The sequence below is a fragment of the Stenotrophomonas sp. YJH_SMC_6 genome (assembly GCF_059371335.1).
This window is the reverse complement of the sequence record NZ_JCAFUM010000009.1, coordinates 30,141-48,622: the sequence shown is the minus strand read 5'-3', so window position 1 is coordinate 48,622 and position 18,482 is coordinate 30,141. Positions and strand designations below refer to the sequence as shown.

The 18,482-nt window shown below is 67.2% G+C and carries 16 protein-coding genes and 1 tRNA gene; 9 read left to right on the top strand and 8 right to left on the bottom strand.

The features are described 5' to 3' along the window. Nucleotides 1-94: 94 nt before the first annotated feature. From AC5P9N_RS11690 to AC5P9N_RS11670, 5 genes are all read left to right on the top strand, one after another. Entirely contained in the window at nucleotides 95-1,201 is a 1,107-nt protein-coding gene (locus AC5P9N_RS11690; RefSeq protein WP_060380122.1) for an efflux RND transporter periplasmic adaptor subunit, read from the top strand. After that, nucleotides 1,198-4,323: an efflux RND transporter permease subunit gene (locus AC5P9N_RS11685; protein WP_049448776.1), complete on the top strand. Its 3,126-nt coding sequence runs from the start codon at nucleotides 1,198-1,200 to the stop codon at nucleotides 4,321-4,323. Before AC5P9N_RS11690 ends, AC5P9N_RS11685 begins: the two co-directional genes overlap by 4 nt. Then, complete coding sequence (locus AC5P9N_RS11680) at nucleotides 4,316-4,912, top strand: GNAT family N-acetyltransferase (RefSeq protein ID WP_099484802.1); 597 nt, start codon at nucleotides 4,316-4,318, stop codon at nucleotides 4,910-4,912. The genes AC5P9N_RS11685 and AC5P9N_RS11680 overlap by 8 nt, the downstream gene beginning before the upstream one ends. Before the next feature lie 262 nt (nucleotides 4,913-5,174). Further along, entirely contained in the window at nucleotides 5,175-6,695 is a 1,521-nt protein-coding gene (locus AC5P9N_RS11675) for an alanine/glycine:cation symporter family protein (RefSeq protein WP_099485285.1), read from the top strand. Continuing rightward, nucleotides 6,688-7,521, top strand: coding sequence for a TrmH family RNA methyltransferase (locus AC5P9N_RS11670; protein WP_099485284.1), 834 nt, complete (start codon nucleotides 6,688-6,690; stop codon nucleotides 7,519-7,521). Before AC5P9N_RS11675 ends, AC5P9N_RS11670 begins: the two co-directional genes overlap by 8 nt. Nucleotides 7,522-7,682: 161 nt before the next feature. On the opposite strand, the gene AC5P9N_RS11665 is transcribed toward AC5P9N_RS11670, so the two are convergent. The 4 genes from AC5P9N_RS11665 to AC5P9N_RS11650 all read right to left on the bottom strand — a co-directional run bounded on the left by AC5P9N_RS11665 (nucleotide 7,683) and on the right by AC5P9N_RS11650 (nucleotide 10,861). Then, complete coding sequence (locus AC5P9N_RS11665; RefSeq protein WP_099485283.1) at nucleotides 7,683-9,104, bottom strand: M28 family peptidase; 1,422 nt, start codon at nucleotides 9,102-9,104, stop codon at nucleotides 7,683-7,685. 224 nt (nucleotides 9,105-9,328) lie between these two features. Beyond that, nucleotides 9,329-9,733: a large-conductance mechanosensitive channel protein MscL gene (mscL, locus tag AC5P9N_RS11660; RefSeq protein WP_005410819.1), complete on the bottom strand. Its 405-nt coding sequence runs from the start codon at nucleotides 9,731-9,733 to the stop codon at nucleotides 9,329-9,331. A 54-nt stretch (nucleotides 9,734-9,787) separates the two neighbouring features. Further along, nucleotides 9,788-10,504: a fumarylacetoacetate hydrolase family protein gene (locus tag AC5P9N_RS11655; RefSeq protein ID WP_012481114.1), complete on the bottom strand. Its 717-nt coding sequence runs from the start codon at nucleotides 10,502-10,504 to the stop codon at nucleotides 9,788-9,790. Nucleotides 10,505-10,579: 75 nt separating this feature from the next. Then, complete coding sequence (locus tag AC5P9N_RS11650) at nucleotides 10,580-10,861, bottom strand: hypothetical protein (protein WP_005410817.1); 282 nt, start codon at nucleotides 10,859-10,861, stop codon at nucleotides 10,580-10,582. 178 nt (nucleotides 10,862-11,039) lie between these two features. On the opposite strand from AC5P9N_RS11650, the gene AC5P9N_RS11645 reads away from it, so the two are divergent. Continuing rightward, on the top strand, nucleotides 11,040-11,375 hold the full coding sequence (locus AC5P9N_RS11645) for a Rieske (2Fe-2S) protein (RefSeq protein ID WP_060380529.1): 336 nt from the start codon (nucleotides 11,040-11,042) through the stop codon (nucleotides 11,373-11,375). 381 nt (nucleotides 11,376-11,756) lie between these two features. Here the strand turns inward: AC5P9N_RS11645 and AC5P9N_RS11640 are convergent, their stop codons facing one another. The 4 genes from AC5P9N_RS11640 to thiS form a co-directional block, all read right to left on the bottom strand. Beyond that, complete coding sequence (locus AC5P9N_RS11640; protein ID WP_060380528.1) at nucleotides 11,757-13,604, bottom strand: SLC13 family permease; 1,848 nt, start codon at nucleotides 13,602-13,604, stop codon at nucleotides 11,757-11,759. A 27-nt stretch (nucleotides 13,605-13,631) separates the two neighbouring features. Further along, entirely contained in the window at nucleotides 13,632-14,366 is a 735-nt protein-coding gene (gene trmB / locus AC5P9N_RS11635; RefSeq protein WP_099485282.1) for a tRNA (guanosine(46)-N7)-methyltransferase TrmB, read from the bottom strand. Further along, nucleotides 14,366-15,160 (bottom strand): thiazole synthase, encoded by a 795-nt coding sequence (locus AC5P9N_RS11630; protein ID WP_005410813.1) that lies wholly within the window; start codon nucleotides 15,158-15,160, stop codon nucleotides 14,366-14,368. Before AC5P9N_RS11630 ends, trmB begins: the two co-directional genes overlap by 1 nt. Nucleotides 15,161-15,311: 151 nt before the next feature. Further along, the gene (gene thiS, locus AC5P9N_RS11625; protein ID WP_005410812.1) at nucleotides 15,312-15,512 is read right to left on the bottom strand and encodes a sulfur carrier protein ThiS; all 201 of its coding nucleotides are present in this window, start codon (nucleotides 15,510-15,512) and stop codon (nucleotides 15,312-15,314) included. Between the two features lie 206 nt (nucleotides 15,513-15,718). Here thiS and AC5P9N_RS11620 point away from each other — a divergent pair, with 206 nt between their 5' ends. From AC5P9N_RS11620 to AC5P9N_RS11610, 3 genes are all read left to right on the top strand, one after another. Next, a complete protein-coding gene (locus AC5P9N_RS11620; protein WP_049431796.1) occupies nucleotides 15,719-17,554 on the top strand; it encodes an autotransporter domain-containing esterase in 1,836 nt (611 codons plus the stop codon). Nucleotides 17,555-17,668: 114 nt separating this feature from the next. Further along, nucleotides 17,669-17,742 (top strand) — tRNA-Gly (locus AC5P9N_RS11615). 409 nt (nucleotides 17,743-18,151) lie between these two features. Beyond that, the gene (locus tag AC5P9N_RS11610; protein WP_239498924.1) at nucleotides 18,152-18,457 is read left to right on the top strand and encodes a DUF805 domain-containing protein; all 306 of its coding nucleotides are present in this window, start codon (nucleotides 18,152-18,154) and stop codon (nucleotides 18,455-18,457) included. Nucleotides 18,458-18,482: the final 25 nt, after the last annotated feature.

Here is an 18,482-nt window from a genome sequence, read left to right as displayed (position 1 = left end):
ACGGCTTCGGTTCCACGATGGTAAACGCTTGGCACATACCGCTTTTGCGGGGCCTTGCCTACACTCGGCGGCCGTGGATCAATCAGGACCATTCATGTTGGCTCGTATCGCTTCGACCCTGGCCCTTGGCCTCAGCCTGGCCGTGTTGGCCGGGTGCGCAGGCAAACAGGAGGCCGCCGCGCGTCGGCAGGGCGAAGCAGTGCCGGTCACGGCGCAGGTGGTGCAGCCCACGCAGTGGAACGACACCCTGCAGGCGCTGGGCACGGCCAAGGCGCGCGAGTCGATCAGCGTCACCGCCAAGGTCAGCGAAATCGTCGAGAAGGTGCATTTCGAAAGCGGCCAGCACATCGCCGCCGGCGCACCGATCGTGACGCTGCGCGGGCAGGCCCAGGAAGCGGCGCTGGTTCAGGCGCAGGCCACCTTCCACGAGGCCGACCAGTTGTACAAGCGCCAGCGCGAGCTGGCCTCCCAGCGGTTGGTGTCCAGCGCCACGCTGGATACGCAGAAGTCGATCCGTGATGCCGCCGAGGCGCGCGTGATGCAGATGCAGGCCGACATCGGTGATCGCCGTGTGCGCGCACCGTTCGCCGGCGTGCTCGGCATCCGCCAGGTCAGCCCAGGCTCGCTGGTGACCCCGACCACGGTCATCGCTACGCTCGACGACATCGAGCACATGCACATCGATTTCCAGGTGCCGGAAGTGGAACTGGCCGCACTGGGCGTCGGTGACAAGGTCAGCGCCACCAGCGTGGCGTGGCCGGGCCGCACCTTCGAGGGCGTGGTCAGCACCATCGACGCACGCATCGACCCGGCGACCCGTGCGGTGACCGTGCGCGGCGATTTCGCCAACAGCGACCACGCGCTGCGCCCGGGCATGCTGCTGGACGTGCGCCTGTTCCGCCCCGAGCGCCCGGCGCTGGTGGTGCCGGAAATTGCCGTGGTGCAGGTGGGCCGCGACACGTTCGTGTACCGCATCAAGAGCGACGACAGCGTCGAGCGCGTGGACGTGGTGACCGGTGCGCGCCGTGCCGGCGTGGTTGAGATCAAGCAGGGCCTGGAAGCCGGCCAGCGCATCGTGGTCGATGGCACCGGCAAGCTGCGCCCGGGCCTGAAGGTCGCGGCCAAGGATGCGGCGCCGGCCAGCGGTGCCAAGCCGGCGGATGCACCGGCGCCGGTCGCGGCCGAGGGCCACGGCGGATGAAGCTGTCCGACATCTCCATCCAGCGGCCGGTGTTCGCCGTGGTGATGAGCCTGTTGCTGCTGGTGCTGGGCGTGATGTCCTTCACCCGCCTGACCCTGCGCGAACTGCCCGCCATCGATCCGCCGATCGTGTCGGTGTCGGTGGACTACACCGGCGCCTCGGCGGCGGTCATCGAAAGCCGCATCACCCAGGTGCTGGAAGATGCGCTGGCCGGCATCGAAGGCATCGATACGATCAATGCGCGCAGCACCAACGGCCGCTCGCAGGTCAGCATCGAGTTCACCTCCAACCGCGATATCGAAGCGGCGGCCAATGACGTGCGCGATGCGGTCAGCCGCGTCGCCGACCGCATGCCCGAAGAAGCGCGTCCGCCGGAAATCGCCAAGGTCGAGAGCGATGCCGACCCGATCATCTGGTTCAACATGGTCTCCTCGACCATGGACACGCTGGAGCTGAGCGACTACGCCGACCGCTACGTGGTCGATCGTTTCTCCAGCCTCGATGGCGTGGCCCAGGTCCGCATCGGTGGTCGCCAGCGCTATGCGATGCGCATCTGGCTGGACCGTGACCAGCTGGCCGCGCGCGGGCTGACCACTGGCGATGTGGAAACCGCACTGCGCAACGAGAACGTGGAATTGCCGGCCGGCCGCATCGAGTCGACCGACCGTGACTTCACCCTGCGCGTGGAGCGCAACTACATCAAGCCGGAAGACTTTGCGACCATCCCGCTGGGCAAGGGCCGCGACGGTTACGTGGTGCGCATGGGCGACGTGGCGAAGATCGAACTGGCTTCGGCCGAGCGTCGCGCGTACTACCGCAGCAACGGCGAGCCGGGCATCGGCCTGGGCATCGTCAAGACCTCCACTGCCAACTCGCTGGACGTGGCGCGTACCGCGCGCGCTGAAGCCGAGCGGGTGGCGCTGACCCTGCCCAAGGGCACGCAGATCTTCGTCGCCTTCGACAACACCACCTTCATCGAAGCGGCGGTGGATCGCGTCTACGCCACGCTGGTGGAAGCGATGATCCTGGTGCTGGCGGTGATCTGGCTGTTCCTTGGCAGTTTCCGCGCTGCGCTGATTCCGGCCGTGACCGTGCCGGTCTGCCTGGTCGCGGCGTTCATCGCGCTGTATGCGTTCGATTTCTCGATCAACCTGCTGACCCTGCTGGCCCTGGTGCTGTGCATCGGCCTGGTGGTGGACGATGCGATCGTGGTGGTGGAAAACGTGCAGCGCCGCATCGACCTGGGCGAGCCCCCGCTGGTGGCCTCCAAGCGCGGTACCACGCAGGTCGCCTTCGCGGTGATCGCCACCACCGCCGTGCTGGTGGCGGTGTTCCTGCCGGTCGGTTTCCTGGAAGGCAATACCGGCCGCCTGTTCCGCGAACTGGCGGTGGCGCTGGCGGCAGCGGTTGCGTTGTCCGCGTTCGTGGCGCTGACGCTGACGCCGATGATGGCCTCCAAACTGCTCAAGCCGCACACCGGGCAGGCACCGCGCGGCCTGCATGGCTTCGTCAACCGCAACCTGGAGCGCCTGGCCTCCGGCTATGGTCGCGTGCTCGACCATCACGTGGACCGCACCTGGATCTACCTGCTGGTGATGGTGGCCGCGCTGGCCGCCAGCTGGGGCCTGCTGAAACTGCTGCCGTCGGAGCTGGCGCCGGCCGAAGACCGCGGTTCGTTCCAGATCATGATCGACGGCCCGGAAGGCGCCGGCTACGACTACACCGTGCAGCAGGTACAGCAGGTGGAAGCGCTGCTGGCCCCTCACGTCGGCCCGGACAAGCCGATCGTGCGTGCCAACCCCCGCGTGCCCGGCGGCTTCGGTGCCAGCGAGGAAATGCACACCGGCCGCGTCAGCATCTTCCTGCAGCCGTGGCGCCAGCGCAGCGAGGCCACGCCGGACGTGGCCAACGCACTGCAGAAGGAACTGGACACCATCCGCGGCGTGCGCGTGCGTACGCAGGTGGGCGGCGGGCTGGTGCGCAGTGGCGGCCAGCCATTCCAGATCGTGCTGGGCGGCCCGGAATACGCCGAGATCGCGCAGTGGCGTGACCGCATCCTGCTGCGCATGGCCGACAATCCCGGCCTGGTCGGCCCGGATTCGGACTACAAGGAAACCCGGCCGCAGATGCGGGTGAACATCGACCGCCAGCGTGCGGCGGATCTCGGCGTGCCGGTCACCGCGATCGGTTCGGCGCTGGAAACCATGATGGGCTCGCGCCGCGTCACCACCTTTGTCGACAACGGCGAGGAGTACGACGTGCTGGTGCAGGCCGGTCGCGATGGCCGTGCCAGCCCGGCCGACCTGGCCGCGATCCGCGTGCGCGCCACCTCCGGCGAACTGGTGCCGCTGTCCAACCTGGTCACGCTCAGTGAAGTGGCCGAGGCGGGCACGCTGAACCGCTTCAACCGCCTGCGCTCGATCACCATCACCGCCGGCCTGGCACCGGGCTATCCGCTGGGCGAGGCCATCGCCTGGGCGCAGAACGTGGCCCGCGAGGAACTGCCGCAGTACGCGCAGGTGAACTGGAAGGGCGAATCGCGCGAGTACCAGAGTGCGGGTGGCGCGGTGCTGCTGACCTTCGCGATGGCCCTGCTGGTGGTTTACCTGGTGCTGGCCGCGCAGTTCGAGAGCTTCATCCACCCGCTCACCATCATGCTGACCGTGCCGCTGGGCGTGCTCGGTGCCTTGGTCGGATTGTGGGTGAGCGGCGGCACGGTGAACCTGTTCAGCCAGATCGGCATCGTCATGCTGGTCGGCCTGGCAGCGAAGAACGGCATCCTCATCGTCGAATTCGCCAACCAGCTGCGCGACGACGGAAGAACCGTGCGGGAGGCGATCATCGAATCGGCGATGGTGCGCCTGCGCCCGATCCTGATGACCTCGATCGCCACCGTGGTCGGCGCCATCCCGCTGGTGGTGGCCGGTGGCCCCGGTTCGGCCAGCCGTGGCACGATCGGCATCGTGATCATCTTCGGCGTAACCCTCTCGACCTTCCTGTCGCTGTTCGTGGTGCCGGCGTTCTACGCGCGGCTGGCCCCGTACACCCGCTCGCCGGAAGCGGTGAAGCGAGAGCTGGAGAAGCAGGAAGCCGAATCGCCCTCGGTGGGCGGGCATGCCTGACCGGCACGCCGACGGGGTCGAACCAGGGGGCGGATCCCTTTCCGGAACGGAAAGGGCTCTGACCCCGCCACTACAGGGAGAGGGTTTCCGACTGCGCCCCTGGCGCCCGGAAGACCTGGGATCCCTGCTGCGGCATGCCAACGACGCCGAGGTGTCGCGCGGCCTGCGTGATCGCTTTCCGTACCCGTACACGCGCGAGGATGGCGAGGCCTTCCTCGCCGGCCGCGTGCTGGCCCCTGGAACCCTGAACCTGGCCATCGAGATCGACGGCCAGGCCTGCGGCAGCGTCGGTGCCCAGCAGGGCGTGGCCGAGCGTGGGCATACCGCCGAACTGGGTTACTGGCTGGGCCAGGCCTACTGGGGGCAGGGCGTGATGACCCGCGTGGTCGGCCTGTTCGCACCGTGGGTGATGGACGAACTGCGCCTGTTCAGGCTGCAGGCTACCGTGGTCGACTTCAACCTCGGCTCGGCCCGTGTACTGGAGAAGAACGGCTTCCAGGAAGAGGGCATGGAGCGCTGTGCGGTCTACAAGCGCGGCGTCCTGCACGACCTGCGCCGCTTTGCCCGGGTACGCACCCAGCTGCCCTGAGCAGCCGGGGAAGGGGAGGGGTAGAGTCGACTGTCAGTCGACTATCGCGCGCAGCGCGGGCTCTTCTGCGACCGGGGCCAACGGCAGTGGACCAACAGTCGACTCTACCGGGCATCATGGCGTCAGCGCAGCCATCCCACCCACCCATCCCGCAGCCCCCATTGATCCGGCGCTACCGCAGCGGCCTTCGATCAGGGAGAATCGACCGGTCCCCTCCAGCCGACGGGACGTCCTTACAACCCGCCGACTGGAGAGAGCGCGCGTGGAAGCTACCGTACATTTCATCAACAGCATCATCTGGAGCAAGGCGCTGATCTTCATGTGCCTGGCCGCCGGCCTGTTCTTCAGCCTGCGCACGCGCTTCATGCAGATCCGTGGTTTCGTCGAGATGTGCCGCCTCACCGTCAAGGGTGAGAAATCCGACGCCGGCGTGTCCTCGTTCCAGGCCCTGGCCATGTCGATGGCCGGCCGCATGGGCATCGGCAACATCGCCGGCGTGGCCACCGCCATCGCCTTCGGCGGCCCCGGTGCGATCTTCTGGATGTGGGTGATGGGCTTCCTCGGCGCGTCCACCTCGTACGTGGAATGCACCCTGGCGCAGATCTACAAGACCAAGGACGCCGAAGGCCGCTACCGCGGTGGCCCGGCCTACTACATCGAAAAGGCCATGGGCCTGAAGTGGTACGCGCTGGCCTTCGCCATCGCCACGATCATCGCCGCCGGCTTCCTGATGCCGGGCGTGCAGGCCAACGCGATCGCCGACAGCATCATCAACGCCTGCCGCGGCACCGCGCTGTGCGGGCCGCTCGATGGCCAGGCCTTCGGCATGGAATCGGTGCAGGCGCTGAAGCTGGGCATCGGCATCGTGGTCGCGCTGCTGCTGGGCGTGGTGATCTTCGGCGGCGTCAAGCGCATCGCCAACTTCGCCGAAGTGGTGGTGCCGTTCATGGCCGCCGGCTTCATCCTGATGGCCATCATCATCATGATCATCAACTACGACCGCGTGCCGGAGATGTTCAACATCATCTTCAGCAGCGCCTTCGGCACCCACGCCGCGTTCGGCGCGATGATGGGCCTGGCAGTGGAGTGGGGCATCAAGCGCGGCATCTACGCCAACGAAGCCGGCCAGGGTTCGGGCCCGCATGCAGCGGCCGCCTCGGAAGTCTCGCACCCGGCCAAGCAGGGCTACGTGCAGGCCTTCGCCATCTACTTCGACACCATGATGGTGTGCACCGCCACCGCCTTCCTGATCCTGGCCAGCGGCACCTACAACGTGTACTCGCCCGCAGGTGCCGGCGCCGCGCCGATCTTCCAGGGCCTGGCCGGCATTCCGGAAGGCGCGGGCTATGCCCAGGCCGGTGTGGAAGCCGTGCTGCCGGGCTGGGGTTCGGCGTTCGTGTCCATCGCCATCTTCTTCTTCGCCTTCACCACCATCATGGCGTACTACTACATGGCCGAGACCAACCTCAGCTATGTGAACCACAACAGGAAGCGCCCGCTGACCGTGCTGGTGCTGCGCCTGGGCATCATCGGCATGGTGGTGTTCGGCGCGTTCCATAATGCGACCCTGGCCTGGGCGCTGGGTGACATCGGCGTCGGCCTGATGGCCTGGCTGAACATCATTGCCATCCTCATCATCCAGAAGCCGGCCATGCTCGCCCTGCGTGATTACGAACGACAGAAGAAGCTCGGCCTCGATCCAATCTTCGACCCCGATGCCCTGGGCATCAAGAACGCCGATTTCTGGCGTCAACGCAAGCTGGAGTTGTCCCGTAGTGAATGATCCCTGGAAGAATGCCCGCCGCCCGTCGTCGCGACCGCCGCGGGCCACTCCGCTGCCACCGCGTGAGGGCGGCACCCCGCCACCGCCGCGGCGCGGCAACGACGAACTGCGCCTGTATGGCTGGAACGCCGTACAGGCCCTGTTCGCCAATCGCCCGCAGGCGCTGCGCAAGCTGTACCTGGTGGACGCGCTGATTCCGCGCATGCAGCCGGTGCTGAAGTGGTGCGTGGCCAACCGCGTGGGCTATCGCGTGGTGGAGGAAGGCGATCTCAACAAGCTGGCTGCCACGACCCATCACGAAGGCCTGGTAGCCGACGTGCTGCGTGCGCCGGTCGTGCCGCTGGCGCAGTGGCTGGCCGATCTGGAGCAGGGCCCGGTGCTGGCGTTGTGGCTGGATGGTGTCGGCAACCCGCACAACTTCGGCGCGATCCTGCGCTCGGCCGCGCATTTCGGCGTCAAGGCGCTGCTGCTGCCGGCCGGCAGCACGCTGGCGCTGTCCGGTGCTGCCGCACGCGTGGCCGAAGGCGGGGCGGAGTCGGTGCCGCTGGTGCAGCTGCCGGAGACTGCTCAGGCGATGGCGCAGCTGCGCAGTGCCGGTTTCGGCCTGGCCGCAACCCTGGTCGAGGGCGGTGATGACGTGTTCCGCGCGTCGCTGCCGTCGCGCCTTGTGTACGTGATGGGCGCTGAAGGCGAGGGCATGGACCGCGGCCTGGCCAGCGAATGCGACATGCGGGTCTCGATTCCCGGCAGTGGCGCGGTGGAGAGCCTGAACGTGGCCTCGGCCACGGCCGTGCTGCTGGCGCAGTGGGCCAGTCGACGCGGGTGATCCCGTATCCGGGCTCGCATGATCGGGGTCGGATCCCTCGCCGAAGGCGAGGGCTCTGACCCTGCCGGGTTCCTGATTCAGGACCCGCCTTGGTGGGTGCGAACCTTGGTTCGCACCGCTCCTGCCGCTGCGCTCGCCGGGCATGGCCCGGCGCTACCGCATCACTCGTTCGGCGGCGTGGTCGCCTTGGCTTCGCTGCCGAAACTGCCATCGGCTTCCGCGGCCAGGTACGCGAATACCGCATAGGCGGCCACGTTCTGTGCCAGCGCCTTCGGGTCGATCTTGTCCAGCGTGTCGTCGGCGGTGTGGTGCAGGTGGAAGTAGTCCGAACCATCCTGCGCCAGCCACGCCCACGCGCCGCCCTTGGCGGCCAACGGGCCGACGTCCGGGCCCGGGCCACCCTTGTCGGCCTGGTACTCGATGCCCAGCGGCTTCATCACCTCGGCAATCTGCCGGGTCGCCTCGCGCGAGCCTTCCGGATTCGGCGAACCGGTGTTGAAGGCATAGATGCGGCCGGCACCGAAATCGCTCTCGGCGGCCAGCTGGTGCAGGGCCACGTCCTTTGCATGCGCCTCGGCGTAGGCCTTGCCGCCGTACAGGCCCTGTTCTTCGTTGGCGAAGGCGATCACGCGGATGGTGCGCTTCGGTGCCTGCTTCAGCAGGCCGATCAGGTGACCCGCGGCCATGGTGATGCCCACGCCCGCGCCGTCATCGACAGCGCCGGTGCCCAGGTCCCAAGAATCCAGGTGGCCACCGATCACCACCACTTCCTTCGGCAGGCTGCGGCCGGTGATCTCGCCGATCACGTTGTACGAGGTCGCCGTACCATCCCAGCCGCAGTCCAGCGCCACCTTCACCGTGGTGCTGCCACGGGCCAGCAGGCGCGCCAGCTGGTCGGCATCGGGCACCGACAGTGCCGCCGACGGCACCGGGGTCAGGCCATCATCGAAACGGGTGATGCCGGTGTGCGGCACGCGGTGGGAGTCGGTACCGGCCGAGCGCATCAGGAAGCCCACCGCGCCCTTGCGGATCGCTTCTGACGGTCCCTTGCTGCGGATTGCACCGCCGCGGCCGTAGTCGCGGCCATCGCGGAACGGCAGCATCTGGTAATCGACGAAGGCGATCTTGCCCTTCAGCGAACCGGCCGGTGCCGCCTGCAGGGCGGCCAGATCGGCGAAGCGCACCACCTCCGCTTCCACCGTGCCGCCCGGGCTGCCGCCCAGCGCAGTGATCTGCAGCGGCTGCGGGTTCCTGCCGGTCACGGCAGCGTGTTCACTGCGCCGCTCCCATTTCGGGAAGGTCACCGGTTCCTTCCACACCTTGTCGAAGCCCAGTGCCTTGAACTTGGCTTCGGCCCAGGCCACGGCGCGGGCGTCGGCCTCGCTGCCGGCGATGCGCGGGCCGATTTCGGTGGTGAGCGATTCGACCACCTTCCAGCCGGTGTCATCGGCCAGCGCCTGGTCACGCAGCTGTGCGGCGGTCGCCAGCGACGCCGGGGGCAGGGTGGTGGTATGCGGCGCCGCGAAGGCCGGGGCGGCCAGCAGGGCGAGGGAGGATGCGATGGCAAGGACGCGGCGACGCATGGACAACTCCGGGAAGGGACCAAGCCTTGGAGCTTAACAGTCGTTCAGCCCGGCGCATGGGCGGGAGGTCATGGCTGGCGCGAACGCTGTTTTCCGCCATGTCCGGCAAAGCGAAAGCCCTGCCGGAGCGGGGCTTTCGCGCAGTCGCGGTAGTGCCGGCCGCTGGCCGGCTTCCGTATGTGCTGGCCTTGCCGGCCAGCGGCCGGCACTACCGTTCTGCCGCCTTATTTCTTCAGGCTGTCGCGGATCTCGCGCAGCAGCACCACTTCCTCGGCCGGTGCGGCCGGTGCAGCCTCCTGCTTGCGCGACAGGCGGTTGATCGCCTTGACCACGATGAAGATGGCGAAGGCCACGATCACGAACTGGATCAGCGTATTGATGAAGTCACCATAGCCGATCACCACGGCCGGAATCTCCTTGCCGTCCGGCCCGATGCGGGCCGGTGACAGCGTCCACGCCAGCTGCGAGAAATCCACCTTGCCGATCAGCAGGCCCAGCGGCGGCATGATGATCTTCTCGACCAGCGCCGTCACGATCTTGCCGAAGGCCGCGCCGATCACCACGCCGACGGCGAGGTCGATGACGTTGCCGCGCATCGCGAATTCCTTGAACTCGGTGAGCATTCCCATTGTTGTTTTTCTCCGGTGGGGAAGTGGACAGCGCGCAGGGTAGCGCAGCTGATGTCAGCCGGCGATCACGCCGTGGCGCTCGGCCACATTTTCCAGGCGCGCGCTGAAGCGGTCGCCGGGCTTCAGTGCAGCCACGCCTGACGGGGTGCCCATGAACACCAGGTCGCCGGCACGCAGCTGCCACAGCTTGGACAGCTCGTGCAGGATCTCCGGCACGTTCCAGATCATCTGGTCCAGCAGCGCCTGCTGGCGCACCTCGCCGTTGACCTCCAGCGACAGGTTGAGCGCGGCCAGATCGCCGACCTCTTCGGCGTGGACGATTTCGCTGATCGGCGCGGAGGCATCGAAGCCCTTGGCCGCATCCCACGGGTGGCCCTTGTCCTTGGCCGCAGCCTGCAGGTCGCGGCGGGTCAGGTCCAGGCCGACGGCGTAGCCGTAGACCAGTGCTTCGGCATCGGCCACGGCCAGTTCGCCTGCGGGCGCATCACGGCCGATCGCCACCACCAGCTCCACTTCGTGGTGCAGGTTGGCGGTCGCCGGCGGGTAGGGGATGGCGTCGTCATGGCCGACCACGATCGCATCGGCCGGCTTGCTGAAGAACATCGGGCGGCCACGGTCATCGGCCGCCGGCACCGCCGCGCCCATTTCGCGGGCGTGGTCGGCGAAGTTGCGGCCGACGCAGTAGATGCGGTGCACGGGGAAACTGCCACCGCCCACCACCGGTACACGCGGCAGGGCTACGGCAGGGATCACATCGGAGACATCGGACATGCGGGCATCCAGGAAGGGCGTGCCCGCAGTCTAGAACGCATGGCGCCCGCCGTCAGCGGGCGCGCAGGAGGTGGATCAGCGCGAGGCCGGCAACACCGGCTTGCGTACCACGCGGTACTCGCCTTCGACCACGGTCGGGTCGACCGGACGGGCAACACCCGGCTTGCGCGAGGCCAGCAGCTTCCACGCCAGGCCCACCAGGATCATCGCCGCACCGACGAACACGCCGATGAACACCATCGCGGCCAGGATCGCCAGGCCAAGCAGGCCCACGGCAACGCGCACCAGCGGGTGGCGCGGCTTGCGCGGCGCGAACAGGGTGCGGAACTGGTTGAAGGCGGATGCGCGATTGAACATGGCGACTCGATAGGCTGGGATCAGCGAAACCAGAGTATCGGGACGCGCCACTGTCATTGAGTGAAAAACTCGTTAAATATAGCCTGTGCTTATTACGGATCAATGACTTGTGTTCATGTCGCAGCCAGTCACCTGAGTGGGCGTGCGACAATGCGGGTTTACTGTCCGAGCCTTCGCCATGACTGCCCCTGCCGCCCTGATCGCCCTTGATGCCATTGCCGATGGCGCGTTTGCCGAGGTCGAAGCGGTGGTTGATGGCGATGCCGAATCGCTGGTGCTGTACCGCGACGGTGCGCAGGTGCGCGCGTTCCTGAACATCTGCCCGCACGCCGGCCGCCGCCTGGACTGGGCCCCGGGCCAGTTCCTGAAGAGCCGCGAGGGCCACCTGGTGTGCGCCGCGCATGGCGCCTCGTTCACGTTGGACAGCGGCGACTGCATTGCCGGCCCGTGCAAGGGCGACAGACTGCGCGCCGTACCGGTGGACGTGCGCGACGGGCAGATTTACCTGGCCTGATGTAACCGGTGTGCGAACCAAGGTTCGCACCCACAGGATCAATGGGTATCCACATCAATGGGTATCCAGAGATTCATCCACGCATGGCGTGGATCTACGGTGTCGACCAAGGTCGACAGCTACCAGAGCGAGATCCGTGCCGACCAACGGTCGGCACCCACCACCAGCCTCGTGAAACCGTCGAAGGCGGGGCACTGTGGGTTTGCGGGGTGTGAGCGGCATGGATGCCGCGACCAAGCCCCCATGGATGGGTTTACGGCGTCCCCGCAAACCCACAGTGCACCGCCATCCCACGGAATGCACGCTTTTGCCGTTGATGTTGCCGGCCAGCGGCCGGCACTACCGGGGTGCAGGGCGCAGCCCTGCCAACAAACCCAACTCTCAGAACATCAGGTTGATCATCAGCACCACCACGCAGGTGTAGATCAGGGACAGCGGGCCGCCGACCCGCCACATCTCGCGCGGGGTGTAGTTGGCCGGGCCGGTGATCATCGAGATCACCGGGTTGGAGGCCGTCATCAGGTTGTTGGACGCCGACAGCGCCACGATCAGCGCGAACGCGGTCGGGTTGCCACCCGCCGCCAGCGCCAGGTTCACCGCAATGGGCACCATCACGATGGTCGCGCCCACATGGCTGATCACCAGCGAAAACGCCGTGGTCAACAGCGCCAGCGCCACCTCCAGCACCCACACCGGGATGCCGGTAGGCAGCTTGTCGATCGTATGCCCGGCTACCCACGCCGCCGCGCCGCTGGAATCCATCGCCCAACCGAGCGGAATCAGCCCGGCCATCATGAACACCGTTTTCCAGTTGATCGAGGCATACGCCTCGTCCATGCGCAGCACGCCGGTCAGCAGCATGCCGGCCACGCCGGTCATCAGCGTCAGCGCCACCGGCAGCTTGCTGGTCAGCGCGATCAGGATGGTCAGCGCGAAGATCGTCATGGCGATCTTGAACTTGTGCGGGCGCTGCTCACCGGTGGGATAGTCGGTGACCACCACGAAGTCGCGGCTGCGCGCGGCCTGCGCCAGGTCGGTCCAGATGCTGTGGAAGACCAGCATGTCGCCGGCGCGCAGCTGCACATCGCGCACGTCCTCGCGGATCACCTGCTTGTCGCGGTTGATCGCCAGCAGGCTGATACCACGCTCCTTGCGCAGACGCAGGTCCGCGGCGCTCTTGCCGATCACGTTCGAGGTCGGCGGCACCACCGCCTCGGAAATACCGGCACGGCTCGGGTTGAACAGGTCGCCCAGGTGCTTCAGGCGCGAAGACATGCGCAGGAACTGGTTCTGCGCGAAGTCGTTGATCTGCTCGCGCGGGCCCATCGCACCGAGCACGCTGCCGACCCAGATGCGCATTTCCGCCGGCGGCGCCAGGCGGGTGTCGTTGCCGGTTTTCAGGGCCAGCAGCAGCGGGGCATCGTGCAGGTTCTCGGCCTCGCCCAGGGTCATGCCGACCAGCGGGCTTTCGGCACTGACCACCAGCTCGAACACATCGCCTTCAATGCCATAGGTCTTGGCGAAGTAGCTTTCGGTGCGCGCCGGGGTGACCCCGTCGTTGGCCAGGTTCTCTTCCTCGATCAGCTTGCGGTCGCCGTAGTAGCGGAAATACAGCAGCGAGGCGATCAGCAGCGCCACGCCGATCGGCAGCGGCGCGAACATGCGCAGCGGCTCGATGGTGGCCAGGCCCGAGGGCAGGTTGTTGTTGGCCGAGGCCAGCAGGTCGTTCAGCAGGATCAGCGGCGAGTTGCCGACCATAGTCAGCGCGCCGCCCATCACGATCGCCGCCGAGATCGGCAGCAGCAGGCGCTGCAGGGTCAGGCCCGTGCGCGCTGCCAGTCGCGAGGCGACCGGCAGGTACAGCGCCATCACCGACGGGTTCTGCATGAAAGAGGAGTTCAGGCCGGCAATGGCCGTGGTCATCATCAGCAGCCGCTGCTCGACGCCATGGCCGCGCCGCAGCAGCCACGCGGCCAGCCGGTTCAGTGCCCCGGTGCGGTCCAGGCCCGCACCGAGGATGGTGGTGGCGATGATGCTCATCACCGCGTTACCGGAGAAGCCGCCGAAGATCTCCTCCGGCGCGATCAGGCCGGTGACACCGAGCACCACCAGTACCACCAGCGCGACCACATCGGCGCGGATGCGCTCGAACAGGAACATCGCCATCGTGAAGCCGACCAGCCCGAGCACGAGCTTCATGTCGTTGGTCAGCGTCAGCGCGGTATCCATGTGGGGCGCGGCGTCCTCAGGCGTTGATCAGGTGCGGTCGTACAACAGGTCCCAGACGCCGTGGCCGAGCTTCTGGCCGCGGGTCTCGAAGTGGGTCTGCGGGCGCCAGTCCGGGCGCGGCACGCTGCCACGCGGGCCGGCACGGTTGACCAGGCCGGCAGTGGCATCGAGCACGTCCCACATCTGCTCAGCGTAGTCTTCCCAGTCGGTCGCGCAGTGCAGGCGGCCACCCGGGCGCAGCTTGCGCACCAGCAGGTCGGCGAACGCCGGCTGCAGCAGGCGGCGCTTGTTGTGGCGCTTCTTGTGCCACGGGTCCGGGAAGTAGATGCGCACTTCATCCAGCGCGCCGTCGGCGATCTCGTTCTGCAGCACCTCCACGGCATCGTGGTGGTACAGGCGCACGTGGTCGGCGTTGTCCTCGGCCAGCGCGTTCAGCAGGCGGCCCACGCCCGGGGCGTGCACCTCGATGCCGATGTAATCGCGCGACGGGTCGTGCTGGGCGGCGAAGCGCAGCGCGGCACCGTTGCCGAAGCCGATTTCCAGCACCTTGCGCGCCGGGCGGCCGAAGGTGGCGTCCAGGTCACGCGGCTGGCCGTTGTAGTCGATGCCGAAGCGCGGCCAGCGTTCGTCGAACGCGCGCTGCTGGGCGGGAGTGAAACGGCCCTGACGCAACACGAAGCTGCGCACCTCGCGGCGGCCCTCGCTGACGGTGAAGGGCTTGGGCGGGGCCTTGGAACCGGCGCTGTCGAAAGGATTGGTCATCAGCCGATCAACCCATCCACCGGCGAGGACGCGCTGGCATAGCGCTTGCGCGGAATGCGCCCGGCCAGGAAGGCTTCGCGGCCGGCCTCGACTGCCTTGCGCATGGCGCTGGCCATCAGCACCGGGTGGCGTGCACCGGCAATGGCGGTGTTCATCAGCACGCCGTCGCAGCCCAGCTCCATCGCAATCGCCGCGTCGGAGGCGGTGCCCACGCCGGCGTCGACGATGATCGGCACCTTGGCGTCTTCGATGATCTGCAGCAGGTTGTACTTGTTCTGGATGCCCAGGCCCGAACCGATCGGCGCGGCCAGCGGCATCACCGCGGCGCAGCCGATCTCTTCCAGGCGCTTGGCCAGGATCGGGTCATCGGAGGTGTAGACCATCACCTCGAAACCGTCCTTGACCAGCTGTTCGGCGGCCTTGAGGGTCTGCACCACGTCCGGGTACAGCGACTTCTGGTCGCCCAGCACTTCCAGCTTGGTCAGGTTGTGGCCGTCCAGCAGCTCACGGGCCAGGCGACAGGTGCGCACGGCATCTTCGGCGGTGTAGCAGCCGGCGGTGTTGGGCAGGATGGTGTAGCGCTCCGGCGGCAGCACGTCGAGCAGGTTCGGCTCGCCCGGGTTCTGCCCGATGTTGGTGCGGCGGATCGCCACGGTGACGATCTGGGCGCCCGCGGCCTCGGTGGCCAGGCGGGTTTCTTCCAGATCCTTGAACTTGCCGGTGCCGGTCAGCAGCCGCGAGCCATAGGTCTTGCCGGCGATCACCAGCGAATCGGGGGAGACATGAACGTTCATGGCGCGATTATCGCCTATCCGCCTGAAGATGGGATCACGCAAGGCGGTGCTGTCCGCAGGAGGGCGAGGGTAGTGCCGGCCGCTGGCCGGCACATGCAGGGTGCCTGACAGCGTCGGATTGCCGGCCAGCGGCCGGCACCACCCGGAGGTCTCAGCCCCCGCCCAACGCGTGCACGATCTCCACCACGTCGCCTTCGGCCAGGACGTGCTCGCCGTGGCGGCTGCGGCTGACGATCTCGCCGTTGACCTCGACCGCCACCCGGCGCTGCAGCAACTGTTCGGCCTCGAGCAGGTCGTGGAGGGTTGCCGAAGCGGGCAGGGCGCGGGGTTCGCCATTGAGCTGGATGTTCATCCGTGCATTGTCGCCGATAGCCCGCCGGGATCGGAACACTTGCAAATTGAACGGGGCGCCAGCTCCGGCACAGCAGGTTTCCCGGCGATCGGGCGACAATCCATGCGGCGGCGCAGCGTGAGCAAAACGCGGCGCAGTGAAACCATTCACCGTGCGCCGGCGTACGTCCGCCGGGTCCTCAACGATATCCCCACAGGAGTTTTTTCATGCTGCTCAGCAAACGCCCGATCCGCACCCTGATGGCGGCCGCGATCGCGCTGGCCGCGCTTCCGGCCATGGCAGGCGAATCCCCGTATTCCAAGGCCGTGTTCTTCGGCGACAGCCTGACCGATGCCGGCTATTTCCGCCCGCTGCTGCCGGCCGATGTGCGTCCGGTGACCGGCCAGTTCACCACCAACCCGGGCTGGGTGTGGTCGCAGCAGGTCGCCAACTACTATGGCCTCAATGGCGCCGCCAATGGCAACGGCCAGAGCGGTGACAATTACGCGGTCGGTGGTGCCCGCGTTGGCGTGGACGTGCCGAGCGCAATGGGGACTATCCCCTCGCTGAAGTCGCAGGCGGCCCGTTATCTGGCCGCCAACGGCGGCAAGGCTGACGGCAATGTCCTGTACACGGTGTGGGGCGGCGCCAATGACCTGTTCGCCGCCGCAGCTGCACCGGCGCAGGCACAGGCCATCATCGGCGCCGCCGTCACCGACCAGATCGCTCTGGTGGGTGCGCTGAAGCAGGCCGGTGCGCAGTACGTGCTGGTGCCGAACCTGCCGAACGTCGGCCTGACTCCGGCCTTCCGCGGCCCGAACGCGGCCACCGCCACCGCGCTGTCAGCCGGCTACAACAAGGCTCTTTATGGTGGCCTGAAGCAGGCCGGCATCGAGTTCATCCCGCTCGATACCTTCACCGTGCTGGGCGAAGTCGCCGCCAATCCGGCCATGTACGGCTTCACCAACGTCACCAGCACCGCCTGCAAGATCGATCCGGCCAATTCGACTCAGAGCATCCTGACCTGCAATCCGACCAGCTACGTCAGCCCGGATGCGGCCAACACCTATCTGTTCGCCGATGGCGTGCATCCGACCACGGCGGGCCACCAGCTGCTGGGCCAGTACGCGGTCTCGGTGCTGGAAGCCCCGCGCCTGCAGCAGGTGCTGAGCCACTCGGCACAGACCATCGGTCGTTCGCGTGCCGATCAGGTCAGCATGCACCTGGGCGGTCGTCCGGCCGACGGCCTGTCCTGGTGGGGCGGCGTCCGCGGTGACCTGCAGCGCTACGACCACGCGGATCTGTACGACGGCCTGGCGCCGGCCGGCCTGTTCGGCATCGACTGGGCGCGCGACGGCATGGTGGTCGGCGGCTTCGCTGGCTTCGGCCGCCTCAACGCCGACTTCGGCAACAGCCGTGGCGATTTCACCCAGAAGGACACCACCGCCGGCCTGTTCGCCGGCTGGTACGGCGATCGCATCTGGGTGAACGGCCAGGTCAGCTACACCTGGCTGTCGTATGACGTGAACCGCAAGGTCCAGCTCGGCCCGGCCACCCGCGAGCACGGTGGTTCGCCGGACGGCAGCAACCTGACCGCCGCCTTGAACGCCGGTTACGAGTTCGGCACCGAAGGCGGCTTCCGTCACGGTCCGATCGCTTCGGTGATCTGGCAGAAGGTGAAGATCGATGGTTACACCGAAAGCGCTGCGGCCGGCACCCTGGCCACCGCGCTGGGCTACGACCGCCAGAACGTTGATTCGACCGTTGGTCGCATCGGTTGGCAGGCCCGCTTCGATGGCGGCACCCTCAAGCCGTACGCGCAGCTGACCTACGACCATGAGTTCGAAGACACCAAGCAGGGCAGCGCGTGGCTGCAGACCCTGCCGGAACTGGGCAGCTACCGTGTGCCGGGCCTGAAGTTCGACAAGGACTACGCGACCGTCGTGCTGGGCGCCCGCACCGAACTGTTCGGGCTGCAGAGCAACTTCGGCCTGAGCGCTTCGGCCGGGCAGAAGCGTGCCCAGGACGCAACGCTGTTCGCCAACTTCAGCGGCACCTTCTAAGCAGAAACCAGGCGGGGTCGGCCCTCTCGGCAGCGAGAGGGCTGTGACCCCGGCCTGATGCGATGGGCACCATTGCGCAACACGGGGCCCAGCGCATAGACTTCCCACCGCAACGCGGGCGTAGCTCAATGGTAGAGCTGTAGCTTCCCAAGCTACTGACGTGGGTTCGATTCCCATCGCCCGCTCCATGTCTCCAGCGGTCTGCATCAGGCAGACGCTCCGCGATATCCGAACCCCGCTTTTCCGCGCATGGATCCCGGTCGAGATGCCCGGTGAATGCCAGGGCTGGACGTCGCTTCGCAAACATCCCTTGGCCGGATCGGTCGTGTCCGAATGCATCCTTGCGCAGAGCCTGCAGGACGGGAACTGCCCTGCTGCAGCTGCGGCTGCTGTGGCCTCCCGGGGCCGGTCGAGCTGCGGGGTTCAGTTGATGCTTGGCTTCGCAATGCTAGAAGATCGTCAGCTGTTGACGCCCAACATCCGTTGCCCGGAGCGTGAATGATCGCTGCACTTGTGCCCATCAGGCGATGCTTTGATTTTTCCGGACGATCCGACCGGCGGGAGTTCTGGTCGTAATCGCTGCTGGCCGGGTTCGTGATGGCGGTGAGCTACAGCGTGATGGATCGCGGTTACTGGCTGGTCGGGTACCTGTCGTTGGATTGGGAAACGTCCGAGATCCTGTGGAAGGTGGGATGGGTCATGACCGTCTGCGCTGTCTTCGTCTTCCTGCCTCCGATGCTGGCCCTGACCGTGAGGAGATTGCACGACATCGACGAGTCAGGCTGGTACACCGTGATCGCGTTCATTCCCTTGGGGGTGTTCGTCCTCTTTCCGGTCATGCTGCTTCCCGGGAGCGAGGAAGAGAATCGATTTGGCGCCGTTCCAGGAGCGCAGGATGCTTGAACCGGCATCGGCCGCAATCGATCGG

Coding starts and splice junctions, on each gene's coding strand:
- AC5P9N_RS11690 (WP_060380122.1), top strand. CDS start 95: ATGTTGGCTCGTATCGCTTCGACCCTGGCCCTTGGCCTCAGCCTGGCC.
- AC5P9N_RS11685 (WP_049448776.1), top strand. CDS start 1,198: ATGAAGCTGTCCGACATCTCCATCCAGCGGCCGGTGTTCGCCGTGGTG.
- AC5P9N_RS11680 (WP_099484802.1), top strand. CDS start 4,316: ATGCCTGACCGGCACGCCGACGGGGTCGAACCAGGGGGCGGATCCCTT.
- AC5P9N_RS11665 (WP_099485283.1), bottom strand. CDS start 9,104: ATGCGTCGCCGCGTCCTTGCCATCGCATCCTCCCTCGCCCTGCTGGCC.
- mscL (WP_005410819.1), bottom strand. CDS start 9,733: ATGGGAATGCTCACCGAGTTCAAGGAATTCGCGATGCGCGGCAACGTC.
- AC5P9N_RS11655 (WP_012481114.1), bottom strand. CDS start 10,504: ATGTCCGATGTCTCCGATGTGATCCCTGCCGTAGCCCTGCCGCGTGTA.
- AC5P9N_RS11650 (WP_005410817.1), bottom strand. CDS start 10,861: ATGTTCAATCGCGCATCCGCCTTCAACCAGTTCCGCACCCTGTTCGCG.
- AC5P9N_RS11645 (WP_060380529.1), top strand. CDS start 11,040: ATGACTGCCCCTGCCGCCCTGATCGCCCTTGATGCCATTGCCGATGGC.
- AC5P9N_RS11640 (WP_060380528.1), bottom strand. CDS start 13,604: ATGGATACCGCGCTGACGCTGACCAACGACATGAAGCTCGTGCTCGGG.
- trmB (WP_099485282.1), bottom strand. CDS start 14,366: ATGACCAATCCTTTCGACAGCGCCGGTTCCAAGGCCCCGCCCAAGCCC.
- AC5P9N_RS11630 (WP_005410813.1), bottom strand. CDS start 15,160: ATGAACGTTCATGTCTCCCCCGATTCGCTGGTGATCGCCGGCAAGACC.
- thiS (WP_005410812.1), bottom strand. CDS start 15,512: ATGAACATCCAGCTCAATGGCGAACCCCGCGCCCTGCCCGCTTCGGCA.
- AC5P9N_RS11620 (WP_049431796.1), top strand. CDS start 15,719: ATGCTGCTCAGCAAACGCCCGATCCGCACCCTGATGGCGGCCGCGATC.
- AC5P9N_RS11610 (WP_239498924.1), top strand. CDS start 18,152: ATGGCGGTGAGCTACAGCGTGATGGATCGCGGTTACTGGCTGGTCGGG.